Below are 14,052 nucleotides of genomic sequence, written 5' to 3' on the forward strand. Positions count from 1 at the left end.
ATCGTCATGGGTGAACGGGCGGACGTTCTCAGCGGCCCCAGCGGAGGGCGGGTGTCTCCACCGGCGCGTCCCAGAGCCGCAGCAGCTCCTCGTCGAGCTGGCACAGCGTCACCGAACACCCCGCCATGTCGAGCGAGGTCACATAGTTCCCCACGAGCGTACGAGCCACGGCGACATGCCGCTCGGACAGCACCCGCTGCACCTCGGCATTGAACCCGTACAGCTCCAGCAGGGGCGTCGCCCCCATCCCGTTGACCAGCACGAGCACCGGACTGGTCGGCTGCAGATCATCCAGCACCGCGTGCACCGCGAAGTCGGCGATCTCCCGCGACGTCATCATCGGACGTCGTTCCCGCCCCGGCTCACCGTGGATCCCGATCCCCAGCTCCAGCTCGCCGGACGGCAGATCGAAGGTGGGGGAGCCCTTGGCGGGGGTGGTGACGGAACTGAGCGCCACCCCGAAGCTCCGTGACGCCTCGTTCACCTGCCGGGCGATGGCCTCCACCCGCTCCAGCGGTGCACCCTCGTCGGCTGCCGCCCCCGCGATCTTCTCGACGAACAGCGTCGCACCGGTCCCGCGCCGCCCCGCCGTGAACAGACTGTCCGTCACCGCCACGTCATCATTGACGAGCACCTTGGCGACCTGCACGCCCTCGTCCTCGGCGAGTTCGGCGGCCATCTCGAAGTTCAGCACGTCACCGGTGTAGTTCTTGACGACGAACAACACCCCGGCGCCACTGTCGACCGCGGCGGCGGCGCGCACCATCTGGTCAGGGACGGGCGAGGTGAACACTTCACCGGGACAGGCGGCGGACAGCATCCCCGGCCCGACGAACCCGGCATGCAACGGCTCATGCCCGGACCCACCCCCGGAGACGAGCGCCACCTTGCCGGCGACGGGAGCGTCGCGCCGCATGACGACACGGTTGTCGACATCCACGGTCAGTTCGGGGTGAGCGGCGGCCATTCCGCGCAATGCGTCCGCAACGACGGTCTCCGGGACGTTGATCAGCATCCTCATGGGTACCTCCTGATGAGATGAGCAGGCGAGCTGCTGAGCAGAATTTGCAGGTCAGAGCATGTGGTGCGAATTGTTGATCTTGGCGGTTCATGGCGGCGAAGGGCGGTTCCGTGCGGTACTGATGCTGACTCGATGCCGACTTTCCTGATGCGTTGTCAGGTTGGACAAAGTTGAGTGCGCGTTGCGCGTGCACATTTACATGTCAAGTATCAACGGGCGGATGAGGCTCCGCACGGGTCTCGACAGCGACTTCCTGGGCAGGGTGGAGGTGAACGTGCTTCTCGGGGTAGTTGAGTGGTCGGTTGCAGTCAGGGAGACCGAAGGCTGTCTGGTCCTGTCGGCCCAGCGGCGTGTTCGCGTTCCTGTACGAGCGGATGCAGGCGGGAACGGTTGGCCCCGTACTCATCGTGCTGCATGACGGCCACGTGGTCGGCGCCATCGGCCCCATGGGGACCAGGATCGATCCCGGCGGTGCCGCGTGGCTGCTGCCCCAGTGCTTCGGGGTGCTGCCGCAGCGTCGGGGGCATGGCCGTGGCAGGGGCCTGTGGCGCGCGGCGATGCACTGGGGGCACCAGCACGGTGCCGCCTACCAACTCCTGCAGACCGAGGCAGGCGGCGCATCAGACCGCCTGTGCGCGACCGAAGGACTCACGTCGCTAGGGTTCGTCAACCAGACGGATGTATGACCCGGTCCGGCTCCGGGCGACGGCGGGGCGCCATCAGCTGGCTGGCGGAAATGAGGAGGAGACCGGCGAACAAGAAGGCGATTTCGCCGAAGAAGCGGATATCCCAGGAGGGGCTCGGCAGGATTCGGAAGTCGAAGAGGCCTTGTAGGACAAGGGACGTGCCAATCAGCAGGCCACCGAGGCCGTGGAGGTGGGGCCTGGTGACGTGGCGGCGAGCCGTTGGCAGGATCCACCCCGTTCGGAGCGTCACCAGCCCCACTGCGATCGCCAGCAGGCCCATGAGCATGCCCGCTCCTACCACCCATGACATGAGGGCAGCTCCGTTCTCCGATCGGGTGAGGTCCGGAACGCGCGTAACACCCGCTCCGGAGATGCCCGCATCATCGCCAGACTCGGTGGGGCCTGGCAATGCCGGACCCAGGCAAGCCCTCGGTCGAACGGACCCCGCCGGGTCAGCCCGCTGACCGACAGCGCTCCGACGACGGGGCTCTCTGCGCAGCGGAGCGACATTCACCTTCGAGGATGCTGAAGATCATGGAGTCCCGCCAGCCGTCGCGGATGAGCGCCGTGTGGCGGAGACGTCCCTCGTACGTCATACCGATCTTGGCCAGCACCCGTGAGGAGCCGAGATTCCGCGGGTCACAGGTCGCGTAGATCCGGTGAAGCCCCAACTCGTCGAACCCGTATGAGAGAAGCTGCCGCCCGATTTCTGTGCCGACGCCCTGCCCCCATTCCCGCGGATGCACGATGTACGTGATCTCGCCCTGGCGCTGACTATGGCTGCGGACATGCAGCTCGCCCATGCCCACCACGTCCCGCCCGATGCGAGCGACATGGGGGAACCGGCACTGAGGGGTGTCCGACCAGGCTTTGGCCGCGGATCCCACGAAGTCCCGTGTCTGGTCCTCTGTGTTCGGCCCCCAGGACTGGTAGCGGCACACCTCCGGGAGGCACGCCCACGCGTGAATGGCCGGCCAGTCCTCCAAAACGATCTTGTCTAAGGTTACCGAGCGCTGACTCATAAGACGATCATGTTCGTCCCGGCACGCTGTCTTCAAGACCAAGCTCTCAACCGTGCTCATATTCGCCATCGGCGGTTTCGCCGACGCCCGGCTCGACCCGCGAGGCACTCCCGGTGCTGGTCAGTTCTCGGGTTCCGGCCCGCGACCACTCCCTGGTTCAGGCCCCGGGGAGTCGATCTCCTTGCACCGGATCGCTTGTGCCGCCGAGGAGCAGTACAACCGGCCCCGCTGTGCCCACGGCTCATGCCTTGAAAAGGACGGTCGGAACCATGAACTGCCCTGAAGCGCTCGAACGGCGCCGGGCGAGGCGTCATCCATTCGGCCCGCAGTGGTTGCTGGTGTGCGTCGTTGGAGGTGGGCTGTCAGTGCGCCTGCCGATAGTCGCCGGCGCCAGGAGCGGCCCGCCGAACGGGCTGGGCCGGCCCCACCGACCCACACGAGAGTTGGAGATTTCCATGCCGTACCGCAAGGGACAGCAAGTGGAGTACCGCGACCAGCAGGACGAGCTTCAGCGGGGCGAGATCCGCAGTGCTGAGGGCAGCGGGGCGCAGACGCGCTACGCCGTCCAGAACGAGGCGACCATGCGCGAAGACAAGGTCAGCGAGCACCAGATCGAGCGAGAGCTGTAACAACAGCTTTGCCGAAGCGGCCGCCGTTGCACGCAAAGTGCAACGGCGGCTGCTTGTGTTTCATCGCAGCTGGGGCCCGGCCACGGACATTCGGGCTCGCTCACTCCCGAGTACCCAGGCCGCCGAAGCGTCCCGCAAGTGGGGCGCTGGGTCTGGAGAAGTCAAGGCCCGGCGCTGTCACCACCGCGTGCAGCGCAGGGCCATCAAGGCCACATCGTCGCGGATCCGACCGTCGGTCCATGAGCGCAGGTCGTCCAGCACGCGGTCGAGCAGGGCGCCCGGATCGTTCTCGCCGATGCCTCGGAGGCGCTCGGCGACCGGGTAGAAGTGACCCTGCCGATTGCGGGCTTCGGAGGTGCCGTCGGTGAAGAGGAGCAGCAGGTCACCGGGCTGGAAGGGGACCTTTTGCAAGCGGTAACAGTCACCGGCCAGCTCGCACAACCCCAGCGGTGGCGCGGCTATCTCGGGCGTCAGCTCGGTGACGGTCCCCTCGCGGTGGCGCAGCAGTGGCGGGGGATGGCCGCAGTTGACGATGACGGCCGCGTGGTCTTCCTCCGGTGCCGTGGCGACCAATATCGCCGTGGCGAATTCTTCGCTCCGGCCGCGCCGGGCAATCGCGCCGTCGAGTCGTGTGGCCACGCTTTCCAGGCCGGGTTCGGTTCGGGCCACGTCACGGAAGACGCCGAGGATGTCGGCGGCGACCTCCACTGCTTCGAATCCCTTGCCGCGGACGTCGCCCAGCAGCACCCGGACGCCGAACTTGGTCTCCAGCAGGTCGTACAGATCCCCGCCGATTCGAGCATCCGGCTCCGCAGCGGCATAGCGCACCGCCACCTGCAGACGGCCGACCCGGGATGGGAGCGGGCGCAGCAGGGCCCTCTGAACCGCCTCAGTAATGTTGTGCAACCGGGCCGCCGCTTGCTCTTCTCTGTGCATTAGGGCGATAACGCCCGAAGTGACGGCTGCGGCCAGCACAACGCAGCCCGCGGAGCTCACGTGGATCACTGTCGGCACACTTGGGTTCACCCGGGCGAGTACGAACACCAGGACGATTGCGAGAACACCCGCAGCCAGCGGAGCCCAAACCCTCCGGGCTCCAACCGCAGCCAGCACCGGCACCGAAATCAGAACCGGGGAAAGAGTGCTGTCCGGCCCGGACAGCAGATCGACAACCAGGCACGCCAAAATCATCAAACAGCCGAGGCCGAGGAGGAACTTCACGCCGAGGGGCAGCTGCACCCACCTGTGGCGCTCGTACCAGGCAACCATGGGTGTCCCCTCTGTCCAGGGCTCTCCCCTCCCAATGTTCCGGGCCGCGTCGTCATCCCGCCAGCTGGTGAGTAGTGGCGGTAAAGCGCGCGAACCAGGCCCACTGCGCCTACGGCTCGCACCTCGACGATTGCTGCTGCACCGTGAACTGTCTCGAAGCGCTCTACGAGAAGTCCACCGCCCCGGTCGGCTCGCCCCGGCGGCCGAGTCGTGACCGCACCCGGGCCGGTCCGCGGCCACCGCGCTTGCGCGGGACGGGATTGTCCGGGCTCCCCCGAGCATTGGCGAGACGAGCGGTGGCGGACCCCTCCCGATCAGCGCGGACACGGTCCGGACACCGGCCGACGCCGCCAGCGGCCGGCGAACGCGATCGAGTGGAACGCCTCTCCCGGGCCGCTCCAGGTCAGCGCCACGTGCGCAGCTGGTCAGCGATCTGCTCCCATTTTGGGCGGGTCGGGTCGTAGTCCACGAGCCGGACTGTACGTAACGGGACACATATGGGCATAGATGTGAGCAGGCATACCGATGCCCGGGTCGCGCAGGGGCTGCAAACCGCCCCCGGACGGGACAGTGGCGCGGGCCGTGTCCGCCTTGCCGAGGCCGGCCACCCGACGGTGGCGCTGCCTCTCCCTACCCATGACCCGAGGAAGTCGGAGCACCCGACTTGACGCCGGGCCGCAATCATCATCCACAGCCGACCCAGCTCAGCCGACCCGATTGAAACGCGGAAATCACGGCATCTGCGCTCCAGGAACCGCAAATCGGGCGCCACCAAACACCTTCTCCGGGAACACAATGAAGTGTGTGGGCATCGCTACGGCGAGATGCTGGAGAGCACGGCCGTCGGAGGAGGCGCGGCGCTGAGATGCCCATTGTTTCCGCTCCGGGGCCAGGGGCGGGCGGATGAGTGAGTGCCTACGAAAGGACCGCCATGAGTGCCGGAGAGAAGGCCAAGGCCAAGGCGGAGCAGGTTGTCGGGAAGGCTGTGAGGAAGGTGGCCCACGCGGTGGGCAACGAGACCACCGCAGCCAAGGGAGCCGCGCTGGAGGCCCGGGGCAAGGCCCGGGACATCAAGGAGAGGTCGAAGGACAGCTTCAGGCGCTGACCACGCCACGTCGTGGGCGGAGCCAGTGCACCCGTGCGCACAAGGAATGAACTCTGATGACCGTGGGCCCTGACAAGTCCTGGTACCGCACTTGCTTGCCCTCGGTCCGATCATCAGCAGGTCAGAGGTGAGTTCGATGTCCGAGATGCCCCCGCACGAACCGAGGGACGACAGGCAATCCCGCAGCCCGGCATGCCGCCGTCGCGCGGGTACCGAACCCCTCACCGCACGCAGCGACCTGGTCCTGCGTACGGTCCTGTCCACAGCCGCACTGGTCGTCTTCGCCCTGGCGACCGCGGGGTTCGCGTGGTGGGCGACCTCCTCAAGCACGGATTCTTCTCCCAGCTCGACCGTCCTTGGCGTGCTCGCGGCAGTCTGCGGGGTGCTCCTCCTCGTGGCGGTCCTCGACCTGGCGGTCATCCGCCGACGGCGATCGGGGCAACGTAGCTGAAGCAGATCAGTGGTACCGACCGGTGGAACTCGCGGACCGTTTCGTGTCGCCGTACGTCCTAGGGCATGCGTTCGATTACAGCGTCGCCGCCATGGCCGAGCCCCCACCGCTCTGCCCGGTCAGGGCCGAGGCCGCGGCCGCCGCGATGGGCGGCGGGCTCAGGAAGCCGCCAGCGTCACGAGAGCCAAGGCCGCGCGGTCCGGGGGATTCCCCCTCGATCAGATCGAACAGGACGAAAACACTTGGCGGCTGCGCTTACGTTCGCCTGTGCGCGCCGGGGATCTGACCCGTCACGGCGCTTCGGCAGGTGTGGGTCCGCCAGGGAACTGGCGGGAGTGCGGACGTTTGCCTCACGCGCCACCGGAGGCAGCAGGAGGGACACCCGACAGGTCGGGCTGAAGTATCTGCCGTACCAGATTCATCTTCACCCCACCCGGTGCCTGGCCAGTGGACGAGTCTTTGCACCCGAACCGTGGCGCACGCCTTTCAGGAACGCGTCGAGTGCTTCCTCCGCTGTCCGTTTCGGGTGCCAGCCGAGGAGATCCCGGGCGCGTCCGCAGTCCATTGTCGGCAGCCGCAGGACGGCGTCGAACAGGTACGGCGAAGCGGGCACCGCGTGGGCTTGCCACGCGGCAGAGAGTGCGGTGCGCATGAGATTCCGTGGCACCTTGACCAGCCGTGCGCCGAGTTGTGTCCCTAGAGCGTTGGCGTCGATCACGGGTTGCGCGGCGAGATTGAACGCACCGCGTACGTCATCGCGAACCGCCACAAGGTAGGCCTGAGCGGCATCGTCGGTATGGAGCACCTGGAAGCGCAGCCCTTGGAGATCCGGCACCCAGGGCAACAGGTCGGGACGGAGTAGCGGACCCGGAACGAATCGCCCGACGAAGATGCGGCGCTGTTCGCTGGCCGCCGGTTCTTGGAACAGGAACCCCGGCCGCATCCGCACGACGCGGATATCCGGGTTCTCCAGTTCGTAGGTGTCGAGCACCCGTTCCACGTAGGCCTTTTCGCGACAGTACGCGGCGTCGGGCCACCCGTGCGTGGGCCACTCCTCGTCGACACCCGGTTCGCTCTTCGGACCTGGCGAGTAGGCGCCGACAGACGAGGCGTACACCAGTGCAGGCACGCCCGCCTCACGGACCGCCTCGAAGACACGCATCGATCCCGCGACGTTGTTGTGCCAAGTCACCACCGGGTCGTGCGTCGGCTGAAAGCGCCAGGCCAGGTGGACCACGACGTCAGCACCCGTGAAGTAGGAGCGGAGCTCGCCTGCGCTGCCCAACTGCGACAGGTCCACGACGCCCCAGGCGGCCTTGGGTAGCGAGAGCGCGGGGAGTCTACGCGCCAGACCGAGTATCGACGCGATCGACTCGTCTGCCGCGAGGGCCTTCATCACGCTGATGCCGACGTTTCCGGTAGCGCCGGTGACGACGACCCGCAGTCCTGACCTGGCGTTCATCACATCCTCCGTTTCCACTCAATCCGAACTACAAGTCGCCGCCCGGTACTGGAGGGTCCGGTGAGTATTCGTGCAGTCGGGAATTCCGAGCGACCAGGAAATGGGCACGACGGCCATGTCGGAATCCCTTCGTTCCGACATCCTTGATCGAGCAAGCCGACACTCCTCACTCGTGCGGCCGATGCACCCGCATCATTTGGAATTGTTACGCCCAAATCCCGGATGTGGGCATCCAGTGCCGAGTACAGGATGCGCTGCTCCGTTACCTGACCGCAGAGGACGATATGTTCAACTGGCTGAGCAGATAGGCCAGGGGAGTCTCGTAAAAGATCGAGTGTCTTGCCTTGATGACAAAAAGCGATGTCTCGTTCGGGCGCAAAGGCTCGACCAGGTCACCGTGTGCACCAGCCAAGGCCGCTGCCACAATCTCGCCGTGATGTGAGCGCCATTGACCGAAATTGTCGTTGGCGTAGATGACGAGGACATTCCGTTGCTGGGCCGCCTCTATGAGTCGCACAATTCGGGGAGCTGTACGCTCTGCCGATGAGATAAGTAGTTCTGCATCGGGATGCTCATAATTGTTGATCATATCGATCACGATGAGCGCCGCCTTTCCCATAGGTCCATGGTGACACTCTTCAGGGCATTCGGGCCTCCCGAGAGACTCTCACCGAGCTGGGTCAGGTTCCCCGCATACTCGACCGAATGGAGCGCCGTCGGCTGATCGACGTCACGCACCGGTAGGGGCATGAGCCCTTATTTGACGGCGAGTCGGCACTTTCCTACCGTTCGGTAGGTGGTCGCGTTGCCGTCGGTGGCGGGGCCATACCGGTCGCGGTCGAGCGCGGCTTCGAGGTCGTGGGCCTTGCCGTCGCGGGAGTCGAGAGCTAGCTGGTGGACTGCATGCTCGGCTGGCTGGAGACGTTCGGCGCGCATGGAGATGGCCCGGACACGGTGCGTTGGAGTCCGAGGCTCGCGAGGGTTTGTCTGCGCGGCGGACTGGGCGATGAGGCACCCCACGGGGACCGACGGGTCGGCGATTCGACCCAGGATGACGTCGAAGAATGCCTCGACCGCGCGTACCGGATCACCGGGGTGCGCCGCGAGCGCCTGCTCGTACTGTGCGCCGTAGTTCGACGCGTACCGGTCGAGGCACTGGCCGAACAGAGCGTCCTTGTTGCCGAAGGCGCCGTAGAGGGAGCCGCAGCCGAGGCCAGTGGCTGAACCGAGGGCTACGTCGACACCCTCGCTGCCGATCCGGAAGCCCTGCGATCCAGCTTCGAGTTCTACCGCGCACGAGATGCGACCATCGCGCAGAACGAGAAGCGCGAGGCTCGACGGCTGTCCCTCCCCGTCCTGGCGATCGGCGGAGCGGAGAACTTGGGCGCCTCGATCAGCGAAACGATGAAGCTTGCCGCCGGCGACGTGGAGACTCTTGTCCTCCCTGAGTGTGGCCACTACCCCGCCGAGGAAGCCCCCAAGGCGATGCTGTCCGAGCTGACCGCGTTCCTGGCCCCGTACCGGGCCAGGCGGACCGCAGCAGACATCCCCACGACACGGGGCACCGAAGCCTAGCGGTCGTCACAGACTGTGATTGTGGCCAGTGCCGGCGACGCGGCAGTGCGTTCGCGTGTGTCACGGTGCGTCCTGGTCCGCTGTTGCGAAGGCATGCTTTCGCGTGAGCGTGATCATGAGGAGGCTGACGACTCCGAGCGCTGCCGCGGCGATGGCGTCGGCGGTGATGTTGACGCGCTGCAGGAGTATGCCGCCGACGATGCCGCCGAGTGCCATGGCCGCGTTCCACAAGGTCACGAGGATGGCTTGCGCGGTGTCGGCGATGGCCGGGCTGCGTCGCATCCCGGCGTGACCCGCTGCGGTCTGAAGGAGCGTGGGTGTACCGCCCCACCCCAGGCCCCACACGACGGCTGCGACCCAGACAACAGCCTGTGCTGTGGTGGCGGCAAAGGCAACGGTGGCAAGGGTGAACAGCGTTGCGGCGGTCAGCGCGAGCCCACGAAGGTACCTGTCGATGTGAAGACCGGTGTACCAGATGCTGACCAGGCATGCGATGCCGAAGGCCAGCAAGACCGCGTCCACTGCGGTGGCGAGGCCGGCGTGCCGCAGGTACGGCGCGATGTACGCGTAGATGATCGTGTGGCCGAGAACGAAGGTCACGACGACGACCATGATGGCGGTGACCCCAGGGGCCCGGAGCGTCTGTCGGGTGGTCGGTTTCGGCTCTTCAGTTGTTGTCGTCGGCCGGCTGATGGCGGGAACGCTGAACGTGATCCACCCGATGACGGCGAGGGTGATTACTGAGACGGCGGCGAAGGACGCTCGCCACCCGATCTGTTGCCCGATCAGCGTCCCGGCGGGAACACCCAGCGACAGCGCCAGGGGGATCCCGGTCATCGCGATTGCGATGGCACGGCCCTCCTGGCCGGGAGGCGCGATGCGGCGCGCGTAGCCGGCGAGGATCGCCCACGCGAGTCCGGCGGCGACGCCGGCGAGGAAACGTGCGATGAGCAGGACTGCGTAGCCGGGCGCGGCAGCAGTGAGCGTGTTCGCGATCAGGAAGACGGTCGTAGCGCTCAGCAACAACGGCTTGCGCCGAATTCCTGCGGTGGCAGCGGCCAACGGTATGGCTGTCAGGGCTGTCCCGGCGGCGTACACGGTGACGGCCTGGCCCGCCGCACCAGAGCTGACGCCGAGAGAGGAGGTCATCTGCGGGAGGACACCTGCTGGGAGGGTCTCGGTCAAGCTGGTGATGAAGACTGCAGTTCCCAGTGCCAGGAGCGCGGACCATGGGAGGACTTCACGTCTTGTCTGAGAGGCCGTCGTGGTCGTCATGCCACCGATCATGAATCCTTCACATTGATGTGAGGGTCAAGCGCGCAGGGTGCGCGGTTACCCTCGACGATGTGCGGATTGGTGAACTGTCACGGTTGACGGGCGTGTCTCGGCGCCTGCTGCGCTATTACGAGGAGCAGGGCCTGATCGTGCCCGATCGGTCGACGAACGGATACCGTGAGTACGACGAACGGTATGTGGACCGTGTAAAGCAGATCCGCGGCTTGTTGGCGGCGGGGTTGCCGACTCGGATCATCAAACAGATCTTGCCGTGCTTGGACAAACCCAGGTCCATTCATTTCCCGGACGCGACCCCAGAAATGTTGGCGTTGCTGACCTCGGAACGGGACAAGCTCACCGAGCGGGTCGAGGTGCTCACCCGTAACCGGGACGCGATGACCGAGTACTTGGCCGAGGTGGAGCAGCATCGGGCCCCGATTGCGCCTGATCAACCGCGGGGCGCCTGAAGCTAGTTCCTCAACTCGCCGTCTCTTCTCGTGTTTACGATTTCAGTGTGGGTTCAACGATCCGGCGGCCGGGCTCCACACGTCTGCGCCCGTACATAGGGGAACAAGCTCCAAGCTCACCCCGCTGCCCCGGGCGTTGGCCCGGGGCAGGAAGTCGGAGAGCCACTCGGCGAGGAGCACCCGACGAACCGCCGCCAGGCGGCCTGTCAGGGGCGGACGTAGGGCCGGGTCATGATCTCCATGTTGTGGCCGTCCGGGTCGCCGAAGTACGCGCCGTGACCGCCGAAAAGACGGTTGATCTGGCCGGGTTCGGTGTGGCTGGGGTCGGCGTAGTAGGTGACCCCGACCGCCTCCAGACGGGCGATCATGGCGTGGAACTGCGCGTCGGGCACGAGGAACGCGTAGTGCTGTGACTGGATCGGCTCGTTCCTCTTCTCGTAGTAGTCGAGCGTCACCCCGTTGCCCAGGTCGACGGGAAGGAACGGCCCGAACGGAGCGCCGACCTTCAGCCCCAGGATCGCGGCGATGAATTCGGCCGACAGGCGCCGGTCCCTGGCATAGACGGCGGTGTGGTTCAGCTGGACGGCGGTTGCCGACAGCTCGGATTCGTGCGGGTAAGGCCGGTCGTATGACATCAGTGGTGTGTCTCCGGGTCTTTGGGATTTGCTGGGATGGGGCACCGCACGCGGGCACCGGGAGCAAAGACGCGGAGAAGGGGGCGGGCCTCTTGCCCGCCATGCGCTCACGCCGAGGCCGGGAGCCTCACTCGTGCATGGCCCATGGCCGACCCGGCAGTCACCCGACTGACCCTAGTGGCCGATCATGGGCTGGGGCAACGCCGTTCCTCGGCTGTGTCCCGGCGACTCCGCCGCAGCACAGCCGTAGGTGAGCCGCCAGTGGGCCGTAGCGGGTCAGCCGAAGCACGGATGTGGCACGCACTGGTCGATGCGATGAAGAACGGGGCCCTCACAGCGAGTTCGGGCCCGACCGAGAACAGGAAGCTCTGAAGCTGTTCACCCAGCGGGCCGAAGCACACCGCAACGAGCAACGGTGCTGCCGGCAGCAGTTGAGTCAGTCGGCTGATCAGGCCGCTCGTGCTGCACAGACGCCGACCTGTCCCAGGAAGCGCAGGCGTGCCTGCACCGGCTCGTCGGCCACAAGACCGATGTGCTCAGGCACTGCGCACGGCCTGCTCGATGTCGTTGCGATCAAGGCCCTCATTCTTCGCGTACTGCGTGATCGCTTCCTGCAGATCGCGCTCGAGATCTTGCCAAGCCCGCCATGCGGTTTCGTAGGTCGTCGTCTGCGCTTCGCTCCACGGCTCAGTGGCCGGCGGTCCCAAGCGCTCGCGCAGTTCCATGACGCGAACGTGCGACTCGTCCCGCGCGCCGCATGCCGAGTCCAGAGTGTTGATCAGCTGGCTGCAACCCCAACGCGGCGGGGCAGGGCCGCGCACATCGGGCCGGGGCCGTCGCCTCATCCGCGGCACCCGGAACCGCTGGGCCGGTACGGAGGCGTCTTGGCCATGCCACTACCGGGACAACATGGCTTCAGTGTGCGCTCACCGACGAGGCAGACGGCGGGCAGGACTGAAGTCATGGCCGGTCCTCCTCACCGCGACCGCGAACGTCTGGGGCCTCCTTGGTCGTCATCCTCCTGGAGTCGGCCTCGGCGGGCGCGTACCTGCTGTTCCTGTGCGTGACGATGCTCCTCGCAGGGCTGAGATCGGGCCGATCAACGTCATGCTCTCCGGACTTCTTGACACCCGGCGTTGCCTTCGGTGCGGGAGGTGTCGGCGTTCAGCGTTCGAGCATCTTCATCTGGGCTTCGGTGTGCGTGGTGCCGGCTGCGGGCGGGAGGTTCGTCAGACGTTCGAGATGGGCGGGGGTGAGCCGGACGGCGTCGGCGGCGGCGTTCTCCTCGACGCGGCTCACATGCTTGGTGCCGGGGATGGGCGCGATGTCGTCGCCCTGGGCGAGCAGCCAGGCGATGGCGACCTGGGCCGGAGTGGCGCCCACTTCGGCGGCGACGGCCTGGACCTCGTCGGCCAAGCCCAGGTTGTGCTTGAAGTTCTTGCCGATGAAGCGCGGGTTGTCGCGACGGAAGTCGTCCTCGGCGAAGCCGTCGGTGGAGCGGATCGTCCCCGTGAGGAAACCGCGTCCCAGCGGCGAGAACGGGACGAAGCCGATGCCGAGTTCGCGGAGCGCCGGCAGGACGCGGGCCTCCGGGTCGCGCGTGAAGAGGGAGTACTCGGACTGGACGGCGGAGACGGGTGTGACGGCGTTCGCGCGGCGGATCGTGTCGGGTCCGGCTTCGGAGAGGCCGAACGCGCGGACCTTGCCTTCGGCGATCAGCTCACCCACGGCGCCCGCCGTCTCCTCGATCGGTACGTTCGGGTCGACGCGGTGCTGGTAGTAGAGGTCGATGTGGTCTGTGTCGAGTCGGGCGAGTGATCCTTCGACGGCGGTGCGGATGTTGGCCGGGCTGGAGTCCAGGTTCCCCGGCCCGTCGCCGCCGTGCGAGACCATGCCGAACTTCGTCGCCAGCACCACCTCGTGGCGGTGCCCCTTCAGCGCTCGGCCGAGCAGTTCCTCGTTCGTGTACGGGCCGTAGATCTCAGCGGTGTCGATGAAGTTGACGCCCAATTCAAGCGCGCGGTGCACGGTGCGGACGGACTCCGCCTCGTCGGTCCCCGCTCCGGTGTACGCCTGGGACATGCCCATCGCTCCGAGACCGACCCGGGAAACTTCCAGGTCACGCAGGTGTGTGTGGCGCATCAGTGCTCTCCGCTCCGTCGTCTTCGGTTGGTTCCACTCTGGTCCGGTCTGCTGGTGGCCGCTCGTCGCGGGCTTGCGGCCGCGGGCACCGAGGCCGGACCGCGCACGGCAGCGTCCGCGGCCCGGCCTCGGTGCCCGTGGGTGGGCCGGTGGCCGTACGTCTTGCGGGAAGCGTACGGCCAGGTTGCGCCCATAATCGCGCCTGCGCGCCCTCGTTGAGGGGCCGAGCTGTTCAGGGGGAACAGCAGGGCCCCCACGGCTGGGCCGAGCGGTCGACACGGGGCAGGACCTTCCTCCCTAGGGCTGCACCGAC

The 14,052-nt window shown here is 66.8% G+C and carries 15 protein-coding genes and 1 pseudogene; 5 read left to right on the plus strand and 11 right to left on the minus strand.

From position 1 onward, the window contains the following. Positions 1-28: 28 nt before the first annotated feature. A complete protein-coding gene (dhaK, locus tag OHB49_RS38385; RefSeq protein WP_329165516.1) occupies positions 29-1,021 on the minus strand; it encodes a dihydroxyacetone kinase subunit DhaK in 993 nt (330 codons plus the stop codon). Between the two features lie 350 nt (positions 1,022-1,371). On the opposite strand from dhaK, the gene OHB49_RS38390 reads away from it, so the two are divergent. Continuing rightward, positions 1,372-1,707, plus strand: coding sequence for a GNAT family N-acetyltransferase (locus OHB49_RS38390; protein WP_329165517.1), 336 nt, complete (start codon positions 1,372-1,374; stop codon positions 1,705-1,707). Here the strand turns inward: OHB49_RS38390 and OHB49_RS38395 are convergent. After that, entirely contained in the window at positions 1,688-1,993 is a 306-nt protein-coding gene (locus OHB49_RS38395) for a hypothetical protein (protein WP_329165518.1), read from the minus strand. The two genes, OHB49_RS38390 and OHB49_RS38395, sit on opposite strands and share 20 nt — an antisense overlap. A 166-nt stretch (positions 1,994-2,159) precedes the next feature. Further along, entirely contained in the window at positions 2,160-2,798 is a 639-nt protein-coding gene (locus OHB49_RS38400; protein WP_329165519.1) for a GNAT family N-acetyltransferase, read from the minus strand. Positions 2,799-3,184: 386 nt separating this feature from the next. On the opposite strand from OHB49_RS38400, the gene OHB49_RS38405 reads away from it, so the two are divergent. Next, positions 3,185-3,358: a hypothetical protein gene (locus OHB49_RS38405; protein ID WP_329165520.1), complete on the plus strand. Its 174-nt coding sequence runs from the start codon at positions 3,185-3,187 to the stop codon at positions 3,356-3,358. Positions 3,359-3,535: 177 nt separating this feature from the next. Here the strand turns inward: OHB49_RS38405 and OHB49_RS38410 are convergent, their stop codons facing one another. Continuing rightward, positions 3,536-4,627, minus strand: coding sequence for a PP2C family protein-serine/threonine phosphatase (locus OHB49_RS38410; protein ID WP_329165521.1), 1,092 nt, complete (start codon positions 4,625-4,627; stop codon positions 3,536-3,538). A 931-nt stretch (positions 4,628-5,558) separates the two neighbouring features. On the opposite strand from OHB49_RS38410, the gene OHB49_RS38415 reads away from it, so the two are divergent. After that, entirely contained in the window at positions 5,559-5,732 is a 174-nt protein-coding gene (locus OHB49_RS38415) for a hypothetical protein (RefSeq protein WP_266980632.1), read from the plus strand. A gap of 136 nt (positions 5,733-5,868) precedes the next feature. After that, entirely contained in the window at positions 5,869-6,183 is a 315-nt protein-coding gene (locus OHB49_RS38420) for a DUF6343 family protein (protein WP_443079606.1), read from the plus strand. 424 nt (positions 6,184-6,607) lie between these two features. Here the strand turns inward: OHB49_RS38420 and OHB49_RS38425 are convergent, their stop codons facing one another. The 4 genes and pseudogenes from OHB49_RS38425 to OHB49_RS38440 form a co-directional block, all read right to left on the minus strand. Beyond that, entirely contained in the window at positions 6,608-7,645 is a 1,038-nt protein-coding gene (locus OHB49_RS38425) for an NAD-dependent epimerase/dehydratase family protein (RefSeq protein WP_329166775.1), read from the minus strand. Between the two features lie 182 nt (positions 7,646-7,827). Beyond that, positions 7,828-8,264 (minus strand): annotated as a pseudogene (locus OHB49_RS38430) (cysteine hydrolase family protein); the annotation flags it as partial. Positions 8,265-8,401: 137 nt separating this feature from the next. Further along, positions 8,402-9,103 (minus strand): TetR/AcrR family transcriptional regulator, encoded by a 702-nt coding sequence (locus tag OHB49_RS38435; RefSeq protein WP_329165522.1) that lies wholly within the window; start codon positions 9,101-9,103, stop codon positions 8,402-8,404. A gap of 177 nt (positions 9,104-9,280) precedes the next feature. Then, positions 9,281-10,495, minus strand: coding sequence for an MFS transporter (locus OHB49_RS38440; RefSeq protein ID WP_443079607.1), 1,215 nt, complete (start codon positions 10,493-10,495; stop codon positions 9,281-9,283). 71 nt (positions 10,496-10,566) lie between these two features. On the opposite strand from OHB49_RS38440, the gene OHB49_RS38445 reads away from it, so the two are divergent. After that, positions 10,567-10,962 (plus strand): MerR family transcriptional regulator, encoded by a 396-nt coding sequence (locus OHB49_RS38445; protein ID WP_329165524.1) that lies wholly within the window; start codon positions 10,567-10,569, stop codon positions 10,960-10,962. A gap of 206 nt (positions 10,963-11,168) precedes the next feature. On the opposite strand, the gene OHB49_RS38450 is transcribed toward OHB49_RS38445, so the two are convergent. From OHB49_RS38450 to OHB49_RS38460, 3 genes are all read right to left on the minus strand, one after another. Then, a complete protein-coding gene (locus OHB49_RS38450; protein WP_329165525.1) occupies positions 11,169-11,597 on the minus strand; it encodes a VOC family protein in 429 nt (142 codons plus the stop codon). A 536-nt stretch (positions 11,598-12,133) separates the two neighbouring features. Continuing rightward, on the minus strand, positions 12,134-12,322 hold the full coding sequence (locus OHB49_RS38455) for a hypothetical protein (RefSeq protein ID WP_329165526.1): 189 nt from the start codon (positions 12,320-12,322) through the stop codon (positions 12,134-12,136). Between the two features lie 439 nt (positions 12,323-12,761). After that, positions 12,762-13,739: an aldo/keto reductase gene (locus OHB49_RS38460; protein WP_329165527.1), complete on the minus strand. Its 978-nt coding sequence runs from the start codon at positions 13,737-13,739 to the stop codon at positions 12,762-12,764. Between the last annotated feature and the right edge of the window lie 313 nt (positions 13,740-14,052).

Source organism: Streptomyces sp. NBC_01717 (assembly GCF_036248255.1).
In the GTDB taxonomy this organism is placed as follows: Bacteria; Actinomycetota; Actinomycetes; order Streptomycetales; family Streptomycetaceae; genus Streptomyces.

Coding starts and splice junctions, on each gene's coding strand:
- dhaK (WP_329165516.1), bottom strand. CDS start 1,021: ATGAGGATGCTGATCAACGTCCCGGAGACCGTCGTTGCGGACGCATTG.
- OHB49_RS38395 (WP_329165518.1), bottom strand. CDS start 1,993: ATGCTCATGGGCCTGCTGGCGATCGCAGTGGGGCTGGTGACGCTCCGA.
- OHB49_RS38400 (WP_329165519.1), bottom strand. CDS start 2,798: ATGGCGAATATGAGCACGGTTGAGAGCTTGGTCTTGAAGACAGCGTGC.
- OHB49_RS38405 (WP_329165520.1), top strand. CDS start 3,185: ATGCCGTACCGCAAGGGACAGCAAGTGGAGTACCGCGACCAGCAGGAC.
- OHB49_RS38410 (WP_329165521.1), bottom strand. CDS start 4,627: ATGGTTGCCTGGTACGAGCGCCACAGGTGGGTGCAGCTGCCCCTCGGC.
- OHB49_RS38415 (WP_266980632.1), top strand. CDS start 5,559: ATGAGTGCCGGAGAGAAGGCCAAGGCCAAGGCGGAGCAGGTTGTCGGG.
- OHB49_RS38420 (WP_443079606.1), top strand. CDS start 5,869: ATGTCCGAGATGCCCCCGCACGAACCGAGGGACGACAGGCAATCCCGC.
- OHB49_RS38425 (WP_329166775.1), bottom strand. CDS start 7,645: ATGAACGCCAGGTCAGGACTGCGGGTCGTCGTCACCGGCGCTACCGGA.
- OHB49_RS38440 (WP_443079607.1), bottom strand. CDS start 10,495: ATGACGACCACGACGGCCTCTCAGACAAGACGTGAAGTCCTCCCATGG.
- OHB49_RS38450 (WP_329165525.1), bottom strand. CDS start 11,597: ATGTCATACGACCGGCCTTACCCGCACGAATCCGAGCTGTCGGCAACC.
- OHB49_RS38455 (WP_329165526.1), bottom strand. CDS start 12,322: ATGGAACTGCGCGAGCGCTTGGGACCGCCGGCCACTGAGCCGTGGAGC.
- OHB49_RS38460 (WP_329165527.1), bottom strand. CDS start 13,739: ATGCGCCACACACACCTGCGTGACCTGGAAGTTTCCCGGGTCGGTCTC.